Raw genomic sequence first — 23737 nt, 5'->3', positions numbered from 1 at the left:
ATGAACACGACGCCCCCCACTTCCCTCGGTTACGCCGAGCTGCCGGGTCTGATGGCCCTGATGACCGGCGACGAGAAGCACGGTCCGGCCGCCACCTCCACCCTGGACGCGCTGTGGGTGCTCTACGACCGGGTCCTGCGGGTGACCCCCACCACCGCCGACGACCAGGACCGGGACCGCTTCCTGCTCTCCAAGGGCCACGGCCCGATGGCGTACTACGCCGTCCTCGCCGCCAAGGGCTTCCTCGACCCGGCGGTGCTCCCCAGCTTCGGCGCCTACGACTCGCCGCTCGGCCACCACCCGGACCGCCTGCTGATCCCCGGGGTGGAGATCAGCTCCGGCTCGCTCGGCCACGGCCTGCCGATCGCGGTCGGAACCGCCCTCGGCCTGCGCGCCCAGGGGCTCACCGACCCGGTGGTCTGGGTGCTGATCGGGGACGCCGAGTTCGACGAGGGCTCCAACCACGAGGCGGTGGCCTTCGCCGGCGCCCACGGGCTGGACCGGCTGCACGCCCTGGTGATCGACAACTCCTCCGCCACCCACGGCTGGCGGGGCGGCATCGCCGCGCGCTTCGCCGCCGAGGGCTGGTCGGCCGAGACGGTGGACGGCCGCGACCACGACGCGCTGTTCGCCGCGTACACCGCCGCGCACCCGGGCCGGCCGCGGGTCGTGGTGGCCCGCGTCGAGCCGAAGAACTCCTGAGCCGAGAGGGACACCAGAACCGTGGACACCATGCGCGACCGCTTCATCGCGACCACCTCCCGCCTGCTGGACGAGGACCCGCGCCTCGCGCTCGTCCTGGCCGACATCAGCGCCGCCGGCTTCGCCCCGGCCGCCGAGCGGCACCCCGACCGGCTGATCAACGTCGGCATCCGCGAGCAGCTGCTGATCGGCGCCACCGCCGGTCTGGCGTTCACCGGGCTGCGCCCGATCGCCCACACCTTCGCCAGCTTCCTCGTCGAGCGCCCCTTCGAGCAGGTGAAGCTCGACCTCGGCCACCAGGGCGTCGGCGCCGTGCTGGTGAGCGCGGCCGGCTCGTACGACTGGCCGGCCGGCGGCCGGACCCACATGGCGCCGGGCGACGTCGCGCTGCTGGCCACCCTGCCCGACTGGACGGTGCACGTGCCCGGCCACCCGGACGAGGCCGAGCAGGTGCTGCGGCACGCGGTGGCGGACGGTGACCGCAAGGTGTACGTCCGCCTGTCCGACCACAGCAACGAGCGCGCCACCGCGATCGAGCCGGGCCGCTTCACCGTCGTGCGCAGCGGCACCCGCGGCACGGTGGTCGCGGTGGGCCCGATGCTGGACGCCGTGCTCGCCGCCACCGAGAACCTGGACGTCACCGTGCTCTACGCGGCCACCGTCCGTCCGTTCGACGCCGCCGCGCTGCGTGCCGCCACCGAAAGCGCCGCCACCGAGAGCGCCGCCACCGAGAGCGCCGCCACCGAGAGCGCCGCCGCCGGGCGGAGCGCGGACGTGGTGCTGGTCGAGCCCTACCTGGCCGGCACCTCCGCCAACGAGGCCCACGAGGCGCTCGCCGACCGCCCGCACCGGCTGCTCGCCCTCGGCGTGCCGCGCGCCGAGCACCGGCAGTACGGATCGATCCCGGAGCACCTGGCCGCCTACGGCCTGGACGCGCACGGGCTGCGCGACCGGATCGGCGCCTTCCTCGGGTAGCGAGCCGTCAAGGACGCACAATCACAACGGAGTCCGGTCCCAGGGTGATCCGGCCTTCGGAACCGGAGTGCCCGCCGAACGCCGCCACCACCTCCCCGCCCAGCGGCAGGGCCACCGCCGACACCCCGAGGTTGACCGCCACCCGGTAGGGCCCCCGGTGCACCACCAGCCACCCGGCGGCCTCGTCGGCCTCCACCCGCACCGCCGCCAGGTCGGGGTCGGACAGCTCCGGGCACTCCCGCCGTAGCCGGATCAACAGCCGGTACCAGCCCAGCAGTTCGGAGTGCGGTGCGCGCCGGGGCTCGGTCCAGTCCAGGACGGAGCGCAGCACGGTGGCCGGCTCCTGCGGGTCGGGTACCGCGTCCGCCGCCCAGCCGTGCTCGGCGAACTCCCGCCGCCGGCCCCGGCGGACGGCCTCGGCGAGGTTGGGGTCGGTGTGGTCGGTGAAGTACTGCCAGGGGGTGGCCGCGCCCCACTCCTCGCCCATGAACAGCATCGGCGTGAACGGTGAGGTCAGCACCAGTGCGGCGCCGCAGGCGATCCGGCCGGGGGAGAGGCCGGTGGAGATCCGGTCGCCCAGGGCCCGGTTGCCGATCTGGTCGTGGGTCTGCAGGTAGCCGAGCAGGCGGTCCCCGTGCGCGGACGGGAACGGCCGGCCGTGGTGGCGGCCACGGAAGGAGGACCAGCTGCCGTCGTGGAACCAGCCCCGGGTGAGGGCCTTGGCCACCGCCGCGAGCGGGGCGGCGGCGAAGTCCCCGTAGTAGCCCTGGGACTCGCCGGTGAGGGCGCAGTGCAGGGCGTGGTGGAAGTCGTCGCTCCACTGGGCGGCGAGCCCCTGCCCGCCGGCCTCGCGCGGGGCGGTGGTGCGCGGGTCGTTGCGGTCGGATTCGGCGATCAGGAACAGCGGCCGGTTGGTGGTCACCGCCAACCGGTCCACCGCGCGGGCGAGTTCCTCCAGGAAGTGGACGGCCCGGTCGTCGGCGAGGGCGTGCACGGCGTCCAGCCGCAGGCCGTCGATCCGGTAGTCGCGCAGCCAGGCGAGGGCGCTGCCGATCAGATAGGCGCGTACCTCGTCGGAGCCGGGCGCGTCCAGGTTGACGGCCGAGCCCCACGGGGTGTGGTGCCGATCGGTGAAGTACGGGCCGAACATCGGCAGGTGGTTGCCGGCCGGGCCGAGGTGGTTGTGGACCACGTCGAGGACGACGCCGAGGCCCTTGCGGTGCGCGGTGTCGACGAAGCGCTTCAGTCCCTCGGGCCCGCCGTAGGGCTCGTGCACGGCCCACAGCGAGACGCCGTCGTAGCCCCAGCCGTGCTTGCCGGGGAACGGGCAGACCGGCATCAACTCGACGAAGTCCACGCCCAGTTCGACCAGATGGTCCAGTCGCTCGGCCGCCGCTTCGAAGGTGCCGGCGGCGGTGAAGGTGCCGATGTGCAGCTCGTACAGCACGGAGCCGGCGAGCGGTCGGCCGCGCCATCCGGTGTGCGACCAGGTGAACGCGGCGTGGTCGACCGCGCGGCTGGGGCCGTCGGGGCCGTGCGGCTGCCGGGGCGAGCGCGGGTCGGGCAGCGGCCGGCCGCCGTCCAGGACGAACGCGTAGTCCCCGGCGGGCGCCTCGCCGTGCCACCACCCGGAGCGGGCGCCGTCCCGGGCCAGTGGGTGGGATCCGCCGTCGACGGCCACCTCGACCCGCTCGGCGGCGTACGGCGCCCAGACCTCGTACCTCATGCCGCGCCCCTCCTGGTCAGCAGGGCCACCGGGAGGTCGGCCAGCAGGTCCTTCACCAGCACCGGGCCGGACGGGACGGGGCGGCCGGTCAGCGCGTCGGTCCACTCGCCCCCGGTGGGCAGGTGCAGTTCGGTGCCGCGCCAGCCGCCGTCCCGGGCGAGCCCGTACGGCAGCCGGGTGACGGCGGTCAGGACGTCCGGTCCGCGGCCGAAGGCGAGCAGGTGCGCGGCGGCCGGGCCGACGGCGGTCTGCGGCCGGTGGGCGCCCAGCGGCCGGGTGCGGCGAAGGTGCAGGGCGGTGGTGGTGAGGTGCAGCTTCTCGCGCGCGAGGTCGCCCGCGCGGGCGGTCGCGGAGTCGGTGAGCCGCACGGCCAGTGCCCCGAGGTCGACGGCACGCCGGTTGTCCGGGTCGACCAGGGTGTACAGCGGCTCCTCGCTGCCCTGGTAGAGGTCGGGCACGCCGGGCACGGTGAGGTGCAGCAGCGCGGCGGCCAGCGTGTTGCAGCGCGCGTACGGGGCGAGCGCGGCCACGTACCCCTCGATCCGGGGGAGCAGCCCGGGGTTGCCGAAGACGGCGTGCACGCGGTCGGCGAGGGCGCGTTCGAAGCGGACGTTCTGGGTGGTCCAGGAGGTGTGGACCTTGGCCTCCCGGGCGGCCTTGAGCACGGCGGCGACCAGCCGTTCGGGGGTGGTCGGCCAGGCGGCGACCAGGGTCTGCCAGAGCAGCCAGTCGCTGTCGGGGTCGAAGCGGGCGGCCGGTCCGTGCCCCGCCGCGGTGGACCAGGCGGCGGCCTCGGCGGCCCAGGCCTCGGGCTGCTCGGCCAGCACCGCGAGCCGGGCGCGGGCGTCGGCGCTGCGCTTGGTGTCGTGGGTGGAGAGCACCGTCATGGTGTGCGGCCAGTGCCGTTCGACGTAGTGGCACCAGGCGTGGAAGTCCTCGGGCCGCAGCCCGGGGTGGGCGGGTTCGCCGCCGACCTCGTTGAGGCTGAGCAGCGCGTTCCACCGGTAGAAGGCGGTGTCCTCGACGCCCTTGGCGGCGACCGCGGCGGCGGTCTGGGCGAAGCGGACGGCGAACTCGTCCTGCTCGGGGCCGCGCCCGAGGGTGCCCTCGGCGAGGGCGGCGACGAAGCGGTCGGTGGCGTCGGTCGGCCCGCCGTCGGAGGCGAGCGCCTCGTGCAGCTGCCGGGCGGAGGCCTCCGGCAGCGGCTCCCCGGGGCGCACGTACGGCCGGTACGCGGGGTAGCCGGTGAGCAGCCGGCGCAGTGCGGCGCGCAGCCGCTCCGGCGGGTGGTCGGCGTGCGCGGGGTCGGCGGCGCCGAGCCGGGCGGCCAGCCGGGCCAGCCGCTCCACCTCGGCGGCGAGCTCGCCCTCGGGGCCGGTCATGTCGGCCCGCCCCTGCCGGGCGGCGGCCAGCGCCGGGTGCGGGTCGGCGCAGGGTTCGCCGCCCGGCGGCGCGCCGGTGAGGAACGCCTCGTACGCCCCGGCCAGTCGGCAGGCGCCCGCGTGGTGGGTGAGCACGCCGTCGATCCGGCGCAGCGCGTCGTACCCGGTGGTGCCGGCGCACGGCCAGTCGGCGGGCAGCCGCTCCTCGCCGGTGAGGATCTTCTCGACCACCGTGTAGGCGCCGCCGGTGGCCTCGGCGAGCCGTTCCAGGTAGCCGCGCGGGTCGGCGAGCCCGTCCGGGTGGTCGATCCGGAAGCCGTCCAGCACCCCCTCGCGGTGCAGCCGCAGCAGCGTGCCGTGGGTGGCCTCGAAGACCTCCGGGTCCTCGACCCGGACCGCGATCAGCTCGTTGACGGTGAAGAACCGCCGGTAGTTCAGCTCGGTGCGGGCCAGCCGCCACCAGGCCAGCCGGTACCACTGCCGGGCGAGCAGTTCGGGCAGCGCGAGGCGCTCGGTGCCGGGGCGCAGCGGCAGGACGTGGTCGTGGTAGCGCAGCGTGTCGCCGTCGACGGCGAGCTGGTCGAGGACGGCGCCGAGCCGGTCGCCGAGCAGCGGCAGCAGCACCCGGCCGTGCCCGGGGGCGTCGGGCGGGCCGGGCTGGGCGGTCCAGTCGATGTCGAACCAGCGGGCGTACGGCGAGTCGGGGCCGTCCCGCAGGACCTGCCAGAGCGGGCGGTTGAGGCGCTCGGGGGCGGGCACGGCCATGTGGTTGGGCACCACGTCGGCGAGCAGCCGCAGGCCGTGCCGGTGCGCCTCGGCGGCCAGGGCGCGCAGGGCCGGCTCGCCGCCGAGCTGCTCGGCGATCCGGCCGTGGTCGACGGTGTCGTAGCCGTGGGCGGAGCCGGGCACGGGCTCCAGCAGCGGGGAGAGGTGCAGGTGGGAGACGCCGAGGGCGGCCAGGTAGGGGACGGCGGCGGTGGCGTCGTGCAGGGTGAAGCCGGGCTGGAGCTGGAGCCGGTACGTGGCGGTCGGGACGGCGGTGGCGGTGGCGGGGGGAGGGGCGGAGGTGGGGACGGAGGCGGCCGGGCGTGGCTGCGCGGGCTCGGCGGCGTGGGTCATGCCTCCATGCCTACCCGGCGGGGGGCGGGGGCAAGACCCGTTGCTGATCCGAACAGGTGAGCGGGGGTGCCGGGGGTGCGGCGCTCAGTGGCCCCGGCGCCGCCGGCTCCGGGGCACCGTGAAGTAGCCCGGACGCTGCGGTCCGCCGGCCCCGGAGTGCTCCAGCCTGAGGATCAGACCGTGCTCGGCCCGGGCGTCCGCGACCCGGGCGGCGGCGTCCGGGTCGTCCGCGTACTGGGTGATCGCGCTGTTGAACATGGTCGGGGTCGGCTCGGGGATCGGCAGGCCGGCGGGGTCGTCCCAGATCAGGGTGGTTCCCAGCGCGTACAGCCGGGGGCTGTCGCGCGGCGATCCGTCCGGGTGGCGGCCGTTGCTCCGGTAGTACGCCAGCGCCTCGGCGACCGAGCCGCGCGGGTGCGGCAGCCGGGGGTCCTGGTACAGGCCGCCGCCCCAGTCGGCGACCTCGGCCGCCCCGATCCGGCGCAGCAGCTCCGGGACGTCCAGGGCGGTGGCGAAGTAGGCGGTCGCGGCGAGTTGGCAGACCAGCTCCAGGCGGCGGCCGGGGTCGAGCCCGGGGCCGGGAGTGATCCGGCGGTCGTCCACCTGGGTCACCACGTGGATCAGCCCGTCGACCGCGCCGAGCCGCGCGGCCAGGCCGTCGACCACGGCGCGCTCGGCGGCCCGGGCGGCCTCCGCCTCGGGGGTGCGGGTGCGCGCCAGCACCCGCCGGTACGGGGGCGGGCGCCGGATCGTCGCGTCCGCGATCCGGCCGGGGACGGAGAGCAGCGTCCCCAGGATGAACTCCGTCGCGCTCGGTCGATCGCCCGCCATCTCGGCCGCCCCCTCGGTCCCCGGTACTCCCGGGGACCACCGTGGCCCGTGCGACGGCCGGTGCGCAAGCGCGGTGGCCGACGTGGCCGCAAGGAGGGGGCTCAGGCGGGACGCTGCAGCACCATCAGCGCGCGGTCGGTGAGCCAGAGGGTGTCGCCGGCCTTGACCCGGGCCCCGGCGCCGGGGGCGGGCAGCCGGGCCAGGGCGGTGTCCACCACCACCTGCCACTCCTGGCCGTGCCCGGCCGGCACGGTGAACTCCAGCGGCTCGAAGTGCGCGTTGAACATCAGCAGGAAGGAGTCGTCGACGATCCGCCCGCCGCGCCGGTCCGGCTCCGAGATGGCGTAGCCGTTCAGGAACACGGTGAGCGACTTGGCGTGGCTGGCGCCCCAGTTGCGCTTGGTCATCTCCTCCCCGGCCGGGGTGAACCAGGCGATGTCGGTGAGGTCCTCGTACTCGCCCCCGCCCCCGCCCTCCCCGGCGGGCCGCCCCGGGACCGGACGGCCGTGGAAGAAGCGCCGCCGCCGGAACACCGGGTGGTCGCGGCGCAGCCAGACCATCCGCTGGGTGAACTCCAGTAGCCTGGTCCGCGGTCCGTCCCCCTCCGGCCAGTGCACCCAGGTGAGCTCGTTGTCCTGGCAGTAGGTGTTGTTGTTGCCCTGCTGGCTGCGGCCGAACTCGTCGCCGTGGGACACCATCGGCACGCCCTGGGAGAGCATCAGGGTGGCGAGGAAGTTGCGCTGCTGGCGCGCCCGCAGCTCCTCGACGGCCGGGTCGTCGGTGGGGCCCTCGGCGCCGCAGTTCCAGGAGCGGTTGAAGGACTCGCCGTCCCGGTTGCCCTCGCCGTTGGCCTCGTTGTGCTTCTCGTTGTAGGAGACCAGGTCGCGCAGGGTGAAGCCGTCGTGGCAGGTGACGAAGTTGATCGAGGCGATCGGGCGGCGGCCGTCGTCCTGGTAGAGGTCGGAGGAGCCGGTGAGCCGGGAGCCGAACTCGGCGAGGGTGGCGTTCTCGCCGCGCCACAGGTCGCGCACGGTGTCCCGGTACATGCCGTTCCACTCCGTCCACAGCGGCGGGAAGTTGCCGACCTGGTAGCCGCCCTCGCCGAGGTCCCAGGGCTCGGCGATCAGCTTGGCCTGGGAGACCACCGGGTCCTGCTGGACGAGGTCGAAGAACGAGGAGAGCCGGTCCACCTCGTGGAACTGCCGGGCGAGGGTGGCGGCGAGGTCGAAGCGGAAGCCGTCCACGTGCATCTCGGTGACCCAGTAGCGCAGTGAGTCCATGATCAGCTGGAGCACGTGCGGGCTGCGCATCAGCAGGCTGTTGCCGGTGCCGGTGGTGTCCTCGTAGAACCGCTGGTCCTGGGCGAGGCGGTAGTAGGAGACGTTGTCCAGGCCGCGCAGCGAGAGCGTGGGCCCGAGGTGGTTGCCCTCGGCGGTGTGGTTGTAGACGACGTCGAGGATGACCTCGATGCCGGCCGCGTGCAGCGCCTTCACCATCGACTTGAACTCCTGCACCTGCTGGCCGCGGTCGCCGGTGGAGGAGTAGGAGGAGTGCGGGGCGAAGAAGCCGACGGTGTTGTAGCCCCAGTAGTTGGCCAGCCCGAGGTCACGCAGCCGGTGGTCGCGGACGAACTGGTGCACCGGCATCAGCTCGATCGCGGTGACCCCGAGCTTGGCGAGGTGCTCGATGACGGCGGGGTGGGCGACGCCCGCGTAGGTGCCGCGGATCTCCTCGGGGATCCCCGGATGCAGCTTGGTCAGGCCCTTCACATGGGCCTCGTAGAGCACGGTGCGGTGGTAGTCGGTGCGCGGCGGGCGGTCGGTGCCCCAGTCGAAGTACGGGTTGATCACCACCGAGTGCATGGTGTGCGGGGCGGAGTCGAGGTCGTTGCGCCGCTCGGGGGCGCCGAAGTGGTAGCCGTAGACGGACTCGTCCCAGTCGATGTGACCGCTCATCGCCTTGGCGTACGGGTCCAGCAGCAGTTTGGCGCTGTTGTGCCGCTGGCCGAGGCCCGGGTTGTACGGTCCGTGGACGCGGAAGCCGTAGCGCTGGCCGGGCTGGACGCCGGGGAGGTAGGCGTGGCGGACGAAGGCGTCGGTCTCGCGCAGTTCGACGGCCGTCTCCGAACCGTCCTCGCCGAGCAGACAGAGCTCGATCCGGTCGGCGCTCTCCGAGAACACCGCGAAGTTGGTGCCGGCCCCGTCGTAGGTGGCACCGAGGGGGTAGGGGGTCCCTGGCCAGACCTGCATGCTTCCTCGACTTCCTGGTCCAGAAGGAGAACTGACGGGCATTTGGGTGGTCGGGGCGGCGGACCGCGGGGCACACTTCCGCCCGGGCGGAACCGGGCGCGCGTGCCGGCCGGGCCCCGTGACGTACGGCACACAGGCGACACAGTCCGCCATACTCCCCGACGCCCTCCCCGACGGCGGGGCCATTCGCGCCGTGTTCGCCCGAACGGGTGTCCCCACGGGCCCCGGTGGCGCTGCTCCGGCGTCGCGGCCCCGCCGTGGGGCTTGTGTGCCGCACGGGGCGGGTGGGACGGCCGGGGCGGGCGGCCCGGTCCGGGGAGCGCCGTGGCCCAACCGGCTGCGGGCGGTTCGCGGCGGGCAGTACCCTTGATCGTCCGGCCGTCCGGGGCTCGTGGCGGTCCATCAGGCGAACCGCCGGCGAACCGCCGGTGCGGGCGCCGATGGCGCGCCGTGCGGCCGACCGGCCGGACGGCAGGCAGACAGCTCCGAGCGGCCCCGGCGGCTCCCAGCAGGAACCAGGTGAGGTGGCGCATGGTGTTCCCCGCCGGCGGCCGTGGCGGTGGGCCCGGCGGCCCCGACCGGGGCAGCGCCCGCAGTGAGGCGCCGACGGTGGTCATGCGGCCCGCCCTGACCGGCGGACGCTCGCTCGTCCCGGCCCAGGGCGGACCGGTCGAGGTCCCCGCGCTCGCCTGGTCCGGCGCCGAATGGGAGGACGCCTACCAGCGGGTGCGCCTCTCCGGCCGCGCCTACGTCTGGCTCAACCTGGTCGAGCAGCGGCTGCGCTCGCTCGTCGACGAGGTGCTGCACCCGATCTACGCGCCCGCCCACGGCGAGGACTGGGTCACCGCCGCGGCCGGACCGGCCGGTGAGGAGTGGGCGCACCGGGCCGGCGCCGTGCGCGAGGTCAGCCGGCGCAAGGGCTACCTGCTCGACCCGGCCGACGACGATCCGCTGGTCTTCCTCACCCTGCCACAGCTGCGCGAGCTGATGGTCCAGCACTGGCCGTGCTTCGAGCCCTACCTGGCCGACCGCCGGGAGATCGAGCTGGCCCTCGACGAGCTGGAGGTCGCCCGGCACGTCGTCTCCCGCAACCGCGTGCTCACCGCGACCGTCCTCGCCCAGACCGAACGGGCCGCCGCCCGGCTGCTCGCCCTGTTCGACGGCGGCGCCGGCGCCGTCCCCGCGGACGTCGTCGAGTCGCTGGTCGCCGGCCGGTACGCGGACGTCGTCGCCGTCCACCCCGACCGGGTCCGGCTCCAGCGCGACCTGCCGGTCGAGGACCTGCTCGACGGCGCCCGGCGGCTGGACGCGCTGGGCATCGGCCTCGGCATGCTCTGCCAGAACTACACCGGCAAGCGGCTCGTGCGGCTCGCCACCGACGGCTGCCGGGTCCGGCTGCTCTTCCTCAACCCGGCCAGCAGCGCCGTCCGCCGCCGTGAGCGCGAGCTGGGCCTCGGGCGCGGCGAACTGGGCCGCTCGATCCAGATGAACATCCTGCACGTGCGCCGGGTCCGGGCCGCGCTGCGCGACCAGGGCGGCTTCGAGATCCGGGTGTTCGACGAGACCCCGCGCTTCACCGCCTACCTGGTCGAGGGCGTGCCGTCCGCCGCCCCGGCCCCCGGTGGCCGCCGCCAGACCCGCGACCTCGGCGTCGTCCAGCCCTATCTGCGCCGGGCCCGCGGCATGGAGTCGCCCGCCCTCGTGCTGCGCGGCGGCGCCGGACAGCAGCCGGGCGGCACGGACGCCGGGCTGCTGGAGGTCTACCGCGAGGAGTTCGAGGGCGTCTGGGCCGACTCCCGCCCGGTGTCCTGACGTCAGCGTCCGGGGCCGCCCGGCCGGTCCGCCGCCGGGCGGACCATGAAGACGTCGACCGGGTCCTGCCCCTCCACCGTGAAGCCGTGCCGCTCGTACAGCCGGCGGGCGGCGCTGCCCTGGAGGACCACCAGCCGGACCGCGGCCCGCGCGGCATCGGCCTCCGTGAGCACGTGCCGCAGCACGGCGGTCCCCAGCCCCCGGCCCTGGTGCGCCGCAGCGAGGTAGAAGTGCTCCAGCAGTCGCGCGCCCGGCCCGTCCGGCCCGTCCGTCGGCCCGTCCGGCCGGACGGTGACGCAGCCCGCCAGGGCGCCGTCGACCTCGACGACCCGGGTGTACCGGGTGGAGAACGTCTCCCGCAGCCGCCGGCGGACCCGGTCCTCGTCGTAGCGGCCGAGCCGGACCAGATCGGCCCGCATCACCTCGGCCCGCAGCTCGGCGATCGGCTCGACATCGGCGGACCTGCCCGGGCGCAGGCTCCAGTCGGGGGTGCTGGTCGTCGTGATGGCCACCCGGACAGTGTCCCAGCCGTGCCGCCGAGAACGGGCGCCGGTGCACGGGCGGCGAGCCCCCACCGGCCGGATTGTCGGAGGGGCGGGTGATGATAGGGGCTGCTTCGCACCGGAGGACGGAAGGACACACCCCTATGAGCTGGTGGCAGCAGCCACTGGTCGGCTTCGACCTGGAGACCACGGGCACCGACCCGGCCGTGGACCGCATCGTCACGGCCGCCCTCGTGGACACCGTCGGGGACCGCCGGGTGGGTGTCACCGGGTGGCTGATCGATCCGGGCGTCCCGATTCCGGTGGAGGCCGCGGCGATCCACGGGATCGGCGACGACCTGGCCCGGGCCAAGGGGCGGCCGGCCAAGGAGGCGGTGGAGGAGATAGCCGCGGCGCTGTGCGAGCGGCTGGCCGCCGGGCGGCCGGTGGTCGCCTTCAACGCGCCCTTCGACCTGTCGCTGCTCGACGCCGAGCTGCGCCGGCACGGCCTGCCGTCGCTCGCCGAGCGCCTCGGCGGGCCGGTCGCGCCGGTCCTCGACGCGCTGGTCATCGACCGCGCCGTGGACAAGTACCGCAAGGGCTCCCGCACCCTCCAGCGGGTCTGCGAGGTGTACGGGGTCGAGCTGACCGACGCCCACGAGGCCGGAAGCGATGCGCTGGCCGCCGTCCGGGTCGCCGTCGCCCTCGCCGAGCGTTACCCCGACCGGGTCGGCGACGTCCCGGTGGCCGAGCTGCACGCACGCCAGATCGACTGGTTCCGCGCCTGGGCCGAGGACCTCCAGTCCTGGCTGCGGCGCGGCAAGGACCCGGAGGCCCTCATCGACCCCCGCTGGCCCCTGCGCTGAGCCCGGTCCCCAGCAGCCGGGCCTTGGCGGCGGTGAACTCGGCGGTGTCGAGCGAGCCGTCGCGGTGCAGGGCGGCGAGGCGTTCCAGGGCCGCGATCAGGTCGAGGCCCGGGGCCGGCGGGGCGTCCGGGGCGGCCGGCCCGACCGGGACGGCGTCCGGGGCGGGGCCGGCGACGAGCGAGGCGCGGGCGTTGCCCGGGTCGGCGGGGTCGTAGCGGACCTCGGCGGCGTCGCCCCGGCGCGGTGCGTCGTAGGCGGGGAAGGTCTCGATGACGGTGGTCGCGTGCTGCTCGCCGTCGACGGTGGTGAACTCGACGGTGATCCGCAGTTCCGGGCAGTCGTTGTAGGTGCTCCCGGTGTGGCCGAGGCCGGTGATCCGCCCGGGAACGGTGATGCCGTGACGCTCCAGGCGGTCCTCCCGCCCGGCCCGGATCCGGCTGTCCCGCTGGAACGTGCGCCAGCGGCGGGCGCCCCACCGGTCGAGGACCACGGTGAGCAGGGCGAGCGGGAGGACGGGGACGAGCAGCCAGGGGTGGAGGGAGCCGTTGGCGAGGGCCGCGCCGAGCAGGCCGAGGGCGAGGCAGGCCAGCAGGACGCCCCGGTCGGAGGTGGCCGAGGGCTCGGTGGTGGGGGCGTCGCCGTGCGCGGTGGTGGCGGTGGCCACCAGGCACAGCAGCCAGAGCAGGATGCCGCCCGCGAGGTACAGGGTGGTGCCGAGGGCTCCGCACCCCTGCTCGGGACCGCAGGCGTGGGCCGCGAACGCGCGTACGAAACCGGTGGCGGTGAGCCATCCGGCCGTCGCGGTGAACGCCGAGACGACGACGAGTCCGACGATCCGACCGCTGCTCAGGCGCGGTCCGAGGACGGTGGGCTGATCAGTGGCCATGGGGCGGAGTGTAGGGGCTCCGGTCGGCCGGATCACGCGGCGGGGAGGTCGAACCGGTAGCCCTGGGCGGTCAGCCAGGGCAGCAACTGCCGTAGCGCGGCGACGGTTTGTGTGCGGTCCCCGCCGCCGTCGTGCAGCAGGACGACGCCGCCGGGCTTGAGCTGTGCCTGGACGGCGGCGACGATGGCCGCCGTGCCCGGGCGGGACCAGTCGCGCGGGTCGACCGACCAGCCCAGCGGGCGCAGGCCGTGGTCGGCGGCGATCGTCCGGTTGTCGGCGGTGAACGCGCCGCCCGGGGCACGGAACCAGCCCACCTCGGTGCCCGGCCCGCCGGCCTGGACGATCATCTGCCGGGCGTCGGCGATCTCGTGTTCGGCCCGGTCGTGGGGGAGCGCGGCGAAGGGCTGCGGGTGGTCCACGGTGTGGTCGCAGAGCCGGTGGCCGGCGGCGAGGATCCGCTGCACGGCGGCCGGGTCGGCGGCGGCCTGCCGGCCGATCACGCAGAACGTGGCCCTGGCCCCGTACCGGGCGAGCAGGTCCAGGACCTGGCCGGTGGCGGGGCCGGGGCCGTCGTCGAAGGTGAGCGCGACCGTCCGGCCGCCGGAGGCGGTGGAGTGGACGACCGCGGTGGGGACGCCGGTGGTGGGGGAGACGGCGGGCGGCGGGGCGGGCGTGGGGGTGGCGGCCGTCGGGGTGGGGGTGGGCTCCGGGGAGGCCGGGGCCGGCGCGGCGGAGGACGGGGTCGCCGTCGGGGAGGACGGGACCGGCGCGGGGGATTCCGGGGCGGTGGTGCTCGGCTCCGGCCGGAGCGCGCCGTTCGCCGTGCCGCAGGCGGCCAGGGCCAGCGCGGTGAGCGCCGCAGCGATGCCCCCCGCGGTCCGGCGCAGGCCGCGCCGGACGGCGGGGGAGAGGGACCGCGGGGCGGCGGGCTCCGGCATGGCGGCGGCTCCTGAGGGGCAGAGGCGGTGCCGATCCTCGGTCAGGATGACTGACCGACAAGACGTCTTTCATACCGCGGTCGGTTCCCGTTCCACGGCCCGACACCCCGGCCGACCGGCGCGTTCCGGCCACCGCGACCCGGGCCGGAACCGGTCAGAACGGGTACCAGCGCACCTCCGAGGCCCCCGTCCGCAGCGAGTCCACCCGCCGCCGGAACTCGGCCAGCGCCGCCGGATTGCCCGGCGCCTGCTGCGCGACCCAGGAGGCGCTCGCCGTCTCCCGGGCCCCGCGCAGCACCGTGAAGCCGGGCCACTCGCGCACGTCCCAGCCGTACGCCTCGGTGAACGCCCGGTACTCCTCGCCCGGCACGCCGTACCGGTCGTGGCTGAGCGCCAGCACCACCAGGTCGTGCTCGCGCAGGTCGTCGGCGACGAACTCCAGGTCGAGCAGGACCGGCCCGTCCGGGCCGATGTGGACGTTGCGCGGCAGCGCGTCGCCGTGGATCACACCGGTCGGCAGGTGCGGGACGAGCGCGGCCGCCTCGGCCTCGAAGGCGTCCCGGCGCCGACGCAGGAAGTCGACGTCGGCCGGGTCGACATGGCCCTCGGCGGAGGCGAGCCAGCGCCCGACGGGTGCCAGCAGATCGCGCCGCCCGAGCATGAACGGCGGGGCGGGCAGCCGGTGCAGCGCGTGCAGCAGCGGGGCGAGGTCGACCGGGCGGGCGGGCCGCTCGGCGGGGGCCAGCCGGTGCCAGAACGTGACGGGGTGCCCGTGGGCGAGCTGCGGTTCGACGGGGACCGCGTCGTACGGGCGGACCACCGGGACGTCGTGGCCGGCCAGCCAGTCGGCGACGGCGAGCTCGCGGCGGGCGCGCTCGTGCAGTTCCGGGCCGCGGCCGACCTTGGCGACCACGGCCGGGTCGCCGAGGTCGAAGACGGCGTTCTCGCCGAGGGCGAGCAGCCGGGCGTCGGCGGGGCCGGGCAGGCCGGCCGACTCGCAGGCGTGGGCGAGCAGCATTCGGGCCCGCCCCTCGTCGAAGGGGAGCATGAGGGTGTCCGTTTCCTTGCATGACAGCCGGGTGTGGGTGGGCGATCATTCTGGCAAACGGCTGCCGGGCCCCGTGTCGCACGGGGCCCGGCATCGTCCGAGGTCCGAGGGTCCGAGGACCGCTGGGGAAGGTCAGACCTCGATCCGGCGGTGCCGGGCCTGGTGGGCCTGCGGCTCCGTCGCGGCCTGCGGGACCGGGGCGGTCTGGGCGGCGGCGCCGGTGCCGACCGGCGGGACGCTCTCGCCGTGCGAGAGGGAGGGCAGCCAGCCGAGCCAGCGCGGCAGGTACCAGTTGCGCTCGCCGAGCAGGGTCATCACCGAGGGCAGCAGCACGGCGCGGATGATCGTCGCGTCGATCAGCACCGCGACCGCGAGGCCGACGCCCATCTGCTTCATGGCCTGCATGGACAGGGTGCCGAAGACCGCGAACACCGCCACCATGATCACCGCGGCGCTGGTGACCACACCGGCCGTGGAGCGGATGCCGTGGGCGATCGCGGCCCGGGTCGGCAGGCCCCGGTCCCGGCCCTCCTTGATCCGGGAGACCACGAAGACGTGGTAGTCCATCGAGAGGCCGAAGAGGATCACGAAGAGGAACAGCGGCACCCAGGACTCCACCGCGCCGACACCCTCGGTCCCGAGCAGCGAGGCCCCCACGCCGTGCTGGAAGACCAGCGTCAGCACCCCGTACGCGGCGCCGACCGACAGCAGGTTGAGCACCACGGCGGTGCCGGCGACGGCCAGCGAGCGGAACGAGGTGAGCATGAGCAGGAAGGCGAAGGCCACCACGAAGCCGAAGACCAGCGGCATCGAGCCGGTCATCTTGGCGTTGAAGTCGTACGAGCCGGCGGTGCGGCCGGTGACCGGCGCCTCGGTGCCGGGAACCTTGAGCACGGTGGCGGGCACGAGCTGCTCGCGCAGGGTCTTCAGCGCGGCGTTGCTGACCTCGTCGTTGCCGGTGCCGTTGAGCGGGATGTCGACGGTGGCGACGTTCTGCTGCCGGTGGACGGTGACGTCGACCGGTCCGTGCATCTGCCCGCTGGCCAGGGCGCGGGCCTCGAGGTCGGCGATCGCGGCGGTCATCGCGGGGGAGCCGATGTCGGTCGCCTTGATCACCACGGAGGCGGGCGCCGGGCTGCCGGGGAAGGCGGCCTCGATCTTCTGCGAGACGGCGACCAGCTCGTTGCCCTTGGGCAGCTGCTGCTGGAAGGTGAGGTTGGCGGTGTGCATGGTGAGCAGCGGGGCGGACAGTCCGATCAGCACGGCCCCGGCGAGCACGGTGGCGGCCAGCGGGCGGTGCAGCACCGGGGTGAGCACGGCGTTCCAGAACCGGCCGCCGGTGGTCGCGGCGTCCGGGTGCCGGAGCCTGCCGAGGAACGGCACCCGGCCCTTGCCGACCCGGTCGCCGAGCATCGACAGCAGGGCGGGCAGCACGGTGAGCGAGCCGAGCACGGCGGTGACGACGACCACGATGGTGGCGTAGGCCATGGCCTGGAACTCGGCGATGCCGGTGAGGAACATGCCGGCCATCGCGATCACCACGGTGACGCCGGAGACCAGCACGGCCCGGCCGCTGGTGGCGGCGGCGATCCGCAGGGAGGTCTCCAGGTCGCGCCCGGCGGCCCGCTCCTCGCGCTCGCGGCGCAGGTAGAAGAGGCAGTAGTCGACGCCGACGGCGAGGCCGACCAGCAGCATCACCGAGCTGGCGTTGTTGCTGGTGTGCAGCAGCCCGCTGCTCAGCGCGACGAGTCCGCCGGCCGCGACGAAGGCGGTGAGCGCGAGCACGACCGGCAGCACGGCGGCGACCAGCGCGCCGAAGGCGACCAGCAGGATGCCGAGGGCGAGCGGGACCGCCGTCCACTCGGCGCGGGCGAAGTCGTCGGAGAACTGCTCCTCCATCCACTTGCCGGAGCTGGCGTCGCCGAGTTCGACGACGGTGAGGTCGGGGTGCTGCTTCTGCACGGCGGCGACGGCGTCGACCACGGCGGTGACGTTCTTCACCGCCTCCTCGCGCTCGCCGTTCACGGTGAGCTGGACGAGGGCCGAGTGGCCGTCGGCGGAGACCGCCTTGGTGTCGTAGGGGGAGCGGACGTCACCGGCCTTGCCGGTGCCGTTGACCGCGGCGACGACCTGCTCGACGGCGGTCCGGAAGGCGGGGGCGTCGGTGGTCAGGCCGGTGCTCTGGACCAGCACGGTCTCGGTGGACGGCGGCTTGAGGCCGGCCTGGTCGAGGATCTCGGCGGCCCGGGAGACCTGGCCGGGCATGGATTCGGCGTCGGTGACCTTGGTGCTGCCGTGCATGCCGCCGAGGAAGGCGGCGAGGACGACGAACAGCAACCAGCCGAAGACGGCGGTCTTTCGGTGCCGGGCGCTCCACGCGCCCATGGCGGCGGCCATGCCGAGCTTGGTCTTCACGGGTTCCCCCTGGGAGTGCGGCCGGCGCCGGGATCGGTGACGGGCGCGGCCGGGTCTGCGGCGGAGTTCGACCGCCGGGCTGTCTCCGCCGGGGTGCGGCCCGGCGTCCCAACCGACAGTAGGGAAGCCGCAGGTGAGGGGGTATCCGGCTGGCGGGGGAGTCCGCCCTGTGGTTCTCCTCGGGGGCGGGGTGGGGTTTTCCCTACCCGGCAACCCTGATATCTCCTCCCAGGGATAGGGGCACCGACTCCACCCTGAGGGGGAGTCAAATCCACCCGGAGCACGAGGTCCGGGGCGTCATACGGGGGTGAAGATGGGTCAGGGCCGCTTTTCGCGTCCCCGAGGGGGTCGGCCTGCGGCAACGGGGTCGGGGGAAAAACTGCTTGCCGGTCGGCAAGTAAGTAACCGTAGGATGGCCTCCTCTGAGTACTTACCTGCCGACCGGCTAGGCCGTTGCCCCCCGCACCGGCCGGGCCGATCCTGATCCGTCGCCCGGTGTCCCGTCCCCCAGGGCTGCGGTGAACCATGCCCAGGAGGCATTACGAGCATGTTCCACCGACTAGGACAATTCGTCGTCCGCCGCGCCTGGTGGGTGATCGCCGGGTGGATCGTCGCGATGATCGCCATCGCGTTCACCGCGCCGAAGATCACCGCCCAGACCGACGAGGCGGCGTTCCTCCCGAAGCACTACGAGTCCATCCAGGCCGCGCAGCTGCAGGAACAGGCCTTCCCCTCGAGCTTCACGCCCTCCGCGCTCGCCCTGTTCGAGCGCAACGACGGAGCCCAGCTGACGGCCGAGGACAAGGCCGCCGCGGCGAAGATCGTCCAGGGCCTCACCGACAAGAAGATCGAGCACGTCGAGCAGATCATCGCGGTCAGCGAGCAGACGACGTCCAAGGACGGCAAGTACGCCCTGGCGCCGGTCGCGATCGACAAGGCCACCCAGAACTCGGACAAGTTCGGCGAGGTCGCCAAGAAGGTCCGTGACGAGGGCAAGGCGCTCGCCCAGGGCACCAGCCTGAAGTTCCAGCTCGGTGGCCAGGCCGCCCAGCAGCTGGACCAGCAGGAGTCCTCCGGCGCGGCCGACGCCGTCATCGGCATCAGCAGTGTCGTCCTGGTCGCGATCATCGTCGGCCTCATCTTCCGCAGCGTGCTGGCCGGCCTCCTGCCGGTCCTGCTCTCGCTGATGATCGCCATGCCGACCGCGAACGGCCTGATCGCCTACGCCACCAAGGCCTTCGACCTGAAGTCCACCCCGGTGCTCTCGGCGATCCTGATCGTGGTGGTGCTCGGCGTCGGAACCGACTACTTCCTGTTCCTCGCCTTCCGCTACCGGGAGCGGCTGCGGGCGGGCGACACCCGGCAGGAGGCCGTGGTCAACGCCGTCGCCCGGGTCGGCGAGGCCATCGCCTCCGCGGCCGGCGCGGTCACCGTCGCCTTCGCGGTGCTGATCCTCTCCAGCCTCGGCATGTTCAAGGCGCTCGGCCCGGCGCTGGCCATCGCGGTCGTCGTCACCGCCTTCGCCTCGCTCACCCTGGCCCCGGCCGTGCTCACGGTCATCCCGGCCCGCGGGGTGTTCTGGCCCGGCAAGAAGTGGATGCGGGAGCCGAGCGACGCCCGGTTCGCCGCGCTCGGCCGCGTCGTCCAGAAGCGTCCGGCCGTCGTGGCCCTCGCCTCCGGCGGCGTGCTGCTGGCCCTGACCGCCGGCGCCCTCAACTACAATGGCACCTTCGACCTCGCGGGCAGCTCCATGCCCAAGACCAAGGAGTCGATGGTCGTCCAGGACAAGCTGGTCACGGCCTTCTCGGCCGGTGCCGCCGACCCGACGCACGTCTACCTGACCAACACCGGCGGCGGCAAGCTCGACCAGGCCGCCTTCGACGGGTACGCCGCCAAGCTCGGCGCCGTTCCCGGCGTCGCCGAGGCCCAGGCGAAGCCGGAGGTCAGCAAGGACGGCGCGACCGCCGACTTCACCGTCCTGCTCAAGAACGAGCCGTCCGGCAACGAGGCGATCGACACCGTCACCAAGCTGCGCGAGGTCGCCCACGCCCAGGCGCCGTCCGGCACCGAGGCCAAGGTCGGCGGCATCACCGCGATCTACAAGGACATCAACCTGGCGATGAGCCACGACTACAAGCTGGTGTTCCCGATCGCGGGTCTGCTGATCCTGCTGATCCTGGCCCTCCAGCTGCGCAGCGTGGTCGCCCCCTGGTACCTGATGGCCTCGGTGGGCCTCGGCTTCACCGCCACGCTGGGCTCCTCGACCCTGCTGTTCCAGAACATCAAGGGCGAGCACGGCATGATGTTCATGCTGCCGATCCTCATCTACCTCTTCGTGGTGGCGATCGGCACCGACTACAACATCCTGATCATCGCCCGTCTGCGCGAGGAGGCCCGCGAGGGCCGCAACCCGCGCGAGGCGGCTCGCGAGGCGGTGCGGCACGGCGGTCCGACCGTCGCGGCGGCCGGCTTCATCCTGGCGGTGTCGTTCGCGACCTTCATGCTCGCGGGCAACATCTTCATGCTGGAGTTCGGCTTCGGCATGGCCTTCGGCATCTTCCTGGCGGCCTTCGTGATGGCGATGTTCTTCACCCCGGCGCTCACCGCGCTGGTCGGCAAGGCCGCGTGGTGGCCGGGCCACGGCGGCGACGCCGTCGGCGGCCAGGGCGGTCACGGCGGCCCGACCGCCGCGCCGGCGAGCCCGTACGGCGCGCACGGCCTCCCGGAGTCGGCCGGACGGCACTGAGGCCGCTCGACCGTCCCGGTGACAGCAGGGCGGCAGTACGGTGCCGCCGGGGAACGGCGCCCGCTTCGGCGGGCGCCGTTTGCCCGTTCCACGGGGCCTGCAAACGTGATCTGTCGGGCAGAAAATCCCCGGTCAATCGGGGTGCGACCGTGCTACAGTCGACTCAGTTGCAGTTTTGGTTCCCATGAACGCTTGTGTGCGCCTGCTGGTCCCAACCAACAGGCGCATTTGTTTTGTCCGGTGTTTCAGTCTCCGGATGGGGATCGCGGCTACTTGGGGTCCACGAGGTGTGGGCTCCGATGCCCCAGTTAGAGGAGACGGTTATGGCTACCGGCACCGTGAAGTGGTTCAACAGCGAGAAGGGCTTCGGCTTCATCGAGCAGGAGACCGGCGGCCCGGACGTGTTCGCGCACTACTCGAACATCGTCGCGCAGGGCTTCCGCGAGCTCGTCGAGGGCCAGAAGGTCGAGTTCGACGTCACCCAGGGCCAGAAGGGCCCGCAGGCCGAGAACATCCGCGTCATCTGAGTCCGGCTTCCGAGCTGACTCGCGATCTCGCGTAGCGAGGGCCCGTACCGCACGGTGCGGGCCCTCGCCCATGCCGCCGAACGGCCGGGGCGGCGAACTCCTTTCCGACGGCCGACCAGCCCCTGACCGGGGGCTGCCGTGCTACGGATGGAGAAACCCCGTGACCACCCCTGCCCAGCCGCCCCGTGACGGCGCCCGCAAGCCCCGCAGCCGCTCCGGCGCCCCGCGCACCGGCGCAGGCCAGCGCTCCGGCTCCGCCGCGCGCTCCGGTGGCGCTCCGCGCTCCGGCGCGTCCTCCCGCCCGCCGCGTCGCAACGCGCCGCGCGTCGCCGAGCCCGCCGACTTCGCCGTCGTCGAGGGCACCCCGGCCCGCCCGCCGGCGGCGAGCTTCGCCGAGCTGGAGCTGCCCAAGGGGATCCTGTCCGCGCTGACCCGCGAGGGCGTCACCGAGCCGTTCCCGATCCAGGCCGCCACGCTGCCCGACTCGATCGCCGGCCGCGACGTGCTCGGCCGCGGCCGCACCGGCTCCGGCAAGACCCTCGCCTTCGGCCTGCCGCTGCTCGCCCGCACCGCCGGCAAGCGCGCCGACGCCCGCCACCCGCTGGCGCTGGTGCTGACGCCCACCCGCGAGCTGGCCCAGCAGGTCACCGAGGCGCTCACCCCGTACGCCACCGCCGTCAACCTGCGGATCGCCACCGTCGTCGGCGGCATGTCGATCACCCGGCAGGCCAACGCGGTGCGGCGTGGCGCCGAGGTCCTGGTCGCCACCCCCGGCCGGCTGGACGACCTGATCGGCCGCGGTGACATCCGGCTCTCCGACGTCGCGATCACCGTGCTCGACGAGGCCGACCAGATGGCCGACATGGGCTTCCTGCCGCAGGTCACCAAGCTGCTGGAGCAGGTCGCCGAGGGCGGGCAGCGGATGCTGTTCTCCGCCACCCTGGACCGCAACGTCGACCGGCTGGTCAAGCGCTTCCTGGCCGACCCGGTGACCCACTCGGTCGACCCCTCGGCCGGCGCGGTCACCACCATGGACCACCACGTGCTCCAGCTGGACCCGGCCGACAAGGCGTCCACCACCGCCCACATCGCCTCCCGCGACGGGCGCGTGATCATGTTCGTGCACACCAAGCACGGCGCCGACCGGCTGGCCAAGCAGCTGCTCGCCAACGGCGTGAAGGCCGCCGCCCTGCACGGCGGCAAGTCCCAGCCGCAGCGCAACCGGGTGCTCGACCAGTTCCGGGACGGCCACGTCACCGCGCTGATCGCCACCAACGTCGCCGCCCGCGGCATCCACATCGACGGCCTCGACCTGGTCGTCAACGTCGACCCGCCGATCGACCACAAGGACTACCTGCACCGCGGTGGCCGCACCGCCCGGGCCGGCGAGTCCGGCACCGTCGTCACCCTGGTGCTGCCCGACCAGCGCCGCGAGGTCGGCCGGCTGATGACCGTGGCCGGGATCCGCCCGACCACCACCAAGATCCGCCCCGGCGACGCCGAACTCACCCGGATCACCGGCGCCCGCACCCCCAGCGGCGTGCCGGTCGCCCTGGCCGTGCCCGCCCCGGCGGTGCCCGCCGACACGGAGGCCGGGAAGGCCGCGCCGAAGTCCTCCTCCGGCCCGCGCCGGCGCTCCGGCAAGCGCTCGGGGCTGCCGACCGACGTCGACATGAACGGCAACCCGCGCCGCCCCCGGCCCAAGCAGCGCGTGGGCGGTGCGGCCGGCGGCCAGGGCGGCGGCGCGCCGCGCCAGGCGGCCGGCTTCATCGGCCGCGCCTCGGGCCGTGCGAAGCCCGGTAGCGGCTCCAAGTCCGGCTCCAACTACGGCACCGGCCGCCAGCGCCGCCAGGGCGACTGAGCGACCGGCCTGAGCGCTCGGGCGACCGGGCGCCCGGCCTGCCGAGCGACCGGCACGACCACGGCGCCACCCGGCGTCCGACGGCCCGGTTCACCCCGTACGGGGTGAACCGGGCCGGGTGCTTTCCGGCCGGATCCGCCGCGGCCCCGGCCTGCCGTCGCGTCCGACCGTCCGTTCGGGCCAAACCCCGTCCGTGGACGGATGACTGGCGTGATCGTCCCCCCGCGCTGTTGACCGTGGCCAGACATGCCCCGACGCTTTCACGCGGCCCGCACAACTGTCGCACCGTCATCACGGTTCCCGGGCGGGCCGTCCGGTTCACCGTCCACGGAAGGACCTTCCCGATGCGTCGTACCGCCGCCCTCCTCTCCTCCGCCGCGCTGCTCGGCGCGGCCGCCTCGCTCGCCGCGCCGGCCACCGGCGCCCAGGCCCTCGCCGGGGGCTGTGGCGCCTCCGTCGCCGGCTGGAGCGCCTACGGCACCTGTTCCGGCATCGACCCGCTCCAGACCTGGTACGTCTCCGCCACCTGTCAGTGGTGGAACGCCCAGCACACCGTGCAGTTCAGCCGCGGCACCTTCAGCGGCGTGGTGGTCGGCGACGGCAGCGCGGTCGCGCCCTGCGGCGTCAACGAGACGGTGTCCTTCCCGTACATCGTCTTCGGCGCCAAGCTCCCCCCGCAGCCCGCGGGCCCGGTCGGCCAGATCACCGGCTACGCCGGCAAGTGCGTCGACGTGAAGGGTGCCAGCAGCAACGACGGCACCCCCGTCCAGATCTACGACTGCAACGGCACCAACGCCCAGCAGTGGAAGATCGGGGCGGACGGCACCATCCGCGACTTCCTCAAGTGCATGGACGTCTCCGGCGGCGGGACCGCCAACGGCACCAAGGTGCAGCTCTACACCTGCAACGGCAGCGGGGCGCAGCAGTGGCAGGTCCGGGCCGACGGCTCGATCTACAACCCGCAGTCCGGCCGCTGCCTGGACGACCTCGGCTTCTCCACCGCCAACGGCAACCAGCTGGGCATCTGGGACTGCAACGGGGCCGAGAACCAGGTCTGGCACGTCCCCGCGTGACCGGGTCGGTGGCGGCGGCCGGGGGCGCCCCCCCCCCCCCCCCGGTCGTGGCCCCCTCCGCCGGCGCCGGACGGTGAGTGAGTCGGGTCGGCCGAGCGT

General features: G+C 74.3%; 17 protein-coding genes. 8 read left to right on the top strand and 9 right to left on the bottom strand.

Annotated elements, in window-relative coordinates:
* On the top strand, nt 1-702 hold the full coding sequence (locus tag ACFVUH_RS04140; protein WP_387911068.1) for a transketolase: 702 nt from the start codon (nt 1-3) through the stop codon (nt 700-702).
* A gap of 21 nt (nt 703-723) precedes the next feature.
* Entirely contained in the window at nt 724-1677 is a 954-nt protein-coding gene (locus ACFVUH_RS04135) for a transketolase family protein (RefSeq protein WP_387911066.1), read from the top strand.
* Nucleotides 1678-1684: 7 nt separating this feature from the next.
* On the opposite strand, the gene treZ is transcribed toward ACFVUH_RS04135, so the two are convergent.
* From treZ to glgX, 4 genes are all read right to left on the bottom strand, one after another.
* Nucleotides 1685-3403 (bottom strand): malto-oligosyltrehalose trehalohydrolase, encoded by a 1719-nt coding sequence (gene treZ, locus ACFVUH_RS04130; RefSeq protein WP_387911064.1) that lies wholly within the window; start codon nt 3401-3403, stop codon nt 1685-1687.
* On the bottom strand, nt 3400-5904 hold the full coding sequence (treY, locus tag ACFVUH_RS04125) for a malto-oligosyltrehalose synthase (RefSeq protein ID WP_387911063.1): 2505 nt from the start codon (nt 5902-5904) through the stop codon (nt 3400-3402). The genes treZ and treY overlap by 4 nt, the downstream gene beginning before the upstream one ends.
* 84 nt (nt 5905-5988) lie before the next feature.
* On the bottom strand, nt 5989-6735 hold the full coding sequence (locus ACFVUH_RS04120) for a hypothetical protein (protein WP_387911061.1): 747 nt from the start codon (nt 6733-6735) through the stop codon (nt 5989-5991).
* Between the two features lie 101 nt (nt 6736-6836).
* Nucleotides 6837-8984, bottom strand: a complete 2148-nt coding sequence (gene glgX, locus ACFVUH_RS04115; protein ID WP_355364701.1) for a glycogen debranching protein GlgX — start codon at nt 8982-8984, stop codon at nt 6837-6839.
* Nucleotides 8985-9515: 531 nt separating this feature from the next.
* Between glgX and ACFVUH_RS04110 the strand changes: the two genes are divergently transcribed.
* On the top strand, nt 9516-10796 hold the full coding sequence (locus ACFVUH_RS04110; RefSeq protein WP_355364698.1) for an SAV2148 family HEPN domain-containing protein: 1281 nt from the start codon (nt 9516-9518) through the stop codon (nt 10794-10796).
* Between the two features lie 2 nt (nt 10797-10798).
* Here ACFVUH_RS04110 and ACFVUH_RS04105 read toward each other — a convergent pair whose 3' ends face one another.
* Entirely contained in the window at nt 10799-11308 is a 510-nt protein-coding gene (locus ACFVUH_RS04105) for a GNAT family N-acetyltransferase (protein ID WP_387911059.1), read from the bottom strand.
* 134 nt (nt 11309-11442) lie between these two features.
* On the opposite strand from ACFVUH_RS04105, the gene ACFVUH_RS04100 reads away from it, so the two are divergent.
* Nucleotides 11443-12144, top strand: coding sequence for an exonuclease domain-containing protein (locus tag ACFVUH_RS04100; protein ID WP_387911057.1), 702 nt, complete (start codon nt 11443-11445; stop codon nt 12142-12144).
* Here the strand turns inward: ACFVUH_RS04100 and ACFVUH_RS04095 are convergent.
* From ACFVUH_RS04095 to ACFVUH_RS04080, 4 genes are all read right to left on the bottom strand, one after another.
* A complete protein-coding gene (locus ACFVUH_RS04095; protein ID WP_387911055.1) occupies nt 12116-13030 on the bottom strand; it encodes a DUF3592 domain-containing protein in 915 nt (304 codons plus the stop codon). The two genes, ACFVUH_RS04100 and ACFVUH_RS04095, sit on opposite strands and share 29 nt — an antisense overlap.
* A gap of 32 nt (nt 13031-13062) precedes the next feature.
* Nucleotides 13063-13968, bottom strand: coding sequence for a polysaccharide deacetylase family protein (locus ACFVUH_RS04090; protein ID WP_387911053.1), 906 nt, complete (start codon nt 13966-13968; stop codon nt 13063-13065).
* A 154-nt stretch (nt 13969-14122) separates the two neighbouring features.
* Nucleotides 14123-15016, bottom strand: a complete 894-nt coding sequence (locus ACFVUH_RS04085; protein ID WP_387911051.1) for a phosphotransferase enzyme family protein — start codon at nt 15014-15016, stop codon at nt 14123-14125.
* 132 nt (nt 15017-15148) lie between these two features.
* Nucleotides 15149-17413 carry an MMPL family transporter gene (locus ACFVUH_RS04080; RefSeq protein WP_355364847.1) on the bottom strand — a complete coding sequence of 755 codons (2265 nt, stop codon included), beginning with the start codon at nt 17411-17413 and terminating at the stop codon, nt 15149-15151.
* Nucleotides 17414-17978: 565 nt separating this feature from the next.
* On the opposite strand from ACFVUH_RS04080, the gene ACFVUH_RS04075 reads away from it, so the two are divergent.
* The 4 genes from ACFVUH_RS04075 to ACFVUH_RS04060 all read left to right on the top strand — a co-directional run bounded on the left by ACFVUH_RS04075 (nt 17979) and on the right by ACFVUH_RS04060 (nt 23638).
* Nucleotides 17979-20177 carry an MMPL family transporter gene (locus tag ACFVUH_RS04075; protein WP_387911050.1) on the top strand — a complete coding sequence of 733 codons (2199 nt, stop codon included), beginning with the start codon at nt 17979-17981 and terminating at the stop codon, nt 20175-20177.
* Nucleotides 20178-20500: 323 nt separating this feature from the next.
* A complete protein-coding gene (locus ACFVUH_RS04070) occupies nt 20501-20704 on the top strand; it encodes a cold-shock protein (RefSeq protein ID WP_327676217.1) in 204 nt (67 codons plus the stop codon).
* Nucleotides 20705-20864: 160 nt separating this feature from the next.
* Entirely contained in the window at nt 20865-22565 is a 1701-nt protein-coding gene (locus ACFVUH_RS04065) for a DEAD/DEAH box helicase (protein WP_387911049.1), read from the top strand.
* 344 nt (nt 22566-22909) lie between these two features.
* Nucleotides 22910-23638 (top strand): ricin-type beta-trefoil lectin domain protein, encoded by a 729-nt coding sequence (locus tag ACFVUH_RS04060; RefSeq protein ID WP_387911047.1) that lies wholly within the window; start codon nt 22910-22912, stop codon nt 23636-23638.
* Nucleotides 23639-23737 lie beyond the last annotated feature (99 nt).

Source organism: Kitasatospora sp. NPDC058032 (genome assembly GCF_042885845.1).
Lineage (GTDB): Bacteria > Actinomycetota > Actinomycetes > Streptomycetales > Streptomycetaceae > Kitasatospora.
This window is presented reverse-complemented; position numbering and strand designations above follow the sequence as displayed.

Coding starts and splice junctions, on each gene's coding strand:
- ACFVUH_RS04140 (WP_387911068.1), top strand. CDS start 1: ATGAACACGACGCCCCCCACTTCCCTCGGTTACGCCGAGCTGCCGGGT.
- treZ (WP_387911064.1), bottom strand. CDS start 3,403: ATGAGGTACGAGGTCTGGGCGCCGTACGCCGCCGAGCGGGTCGAGGTG.
- treY (WP_387911063.1), bottom strand. CDS start 5,904: ATGACCCACGCCGCCGAGCCCGCGCAGCCACGCCCGGCCGCCTCCGTC.
- ACFVUH_RS04120 (WP_387911061.1), bottom strand. CDS start 6,735: ATGGCGGGCGATCGACCGAGCGCGACGGAGTTCATCCTGGGGACGCTG.
- glgX (WP_355364701.1), bottom strand. CDS start 8,984: ATGCAGGTCTGGCCAGGGACCCCCTACCCCCTCGGTGCCACCTACGAC.
- ACFVUH_RS04110 (WP_355364698.1), top strand. CDS start 9,516: ATGGTGTTCCCCGCCGGCGGCCGTGGCGGTGGGCCCGGCGGCCCCGAC.
- ACFVUH_RS04100 (WP_387911057.1), top strand. CDS start 11,443: ATGAGCTGGTGGCAGCAGCCACTGGTCGGCTTCGACCTGGAGACCACG.
- ACFVUH_RS04095 (WP_387911055.1), bottom strand. CDS start 13,030: ATGGCCACTGATCAGCCCACCGTCCTCGGACCGCGCCTGAGCAGCGGT.
- ACFVUH_RS04090 (WP_387911053.1), bottom strand. CDS start 13,968: ATGCCGGAGCCCGCCGCCCCGCGGTCCCTCTCCCCCGCCGTCCGGCGC.
- ACFVUH_RS04085 (WP_387911051.1), bottom strand. CDS start 15,016: ATGCTCCCCTTCGACGAGGGGCGGGCCCGAATGCTGCTCGCCCACGCC.
- ACFVUH_RS04080 (WP_355364847.1), bottom strand. CDS start 17,413: ATGGCCGCCGCCATGGGCGCGTGGAGCGCCCGGCACCGAAAGACCGCC.
- ACFVUH_RS04075 (WP_387911050.1), top strand. CDS start 17,979: ATGTTCCACCGACTAGGACAATTCGTCGTCCGCCGCGCCTGGTGGGTG.
- ACFVUH_RS04070 (WP_327676217.1), top strand. CDS start 20,501: ATGGCTACCGGCACCGTGAAGTGGTTCAACAGCGAGAAGGGCTTCGGC.
- ACFVUH_RS04060 (WP_387911047.1), top strand. CDS start 22,910: ATGCGTCGTACCGCCGCCCTCCTCTCCTCCGCCGCGCTGCTCGGCGCG.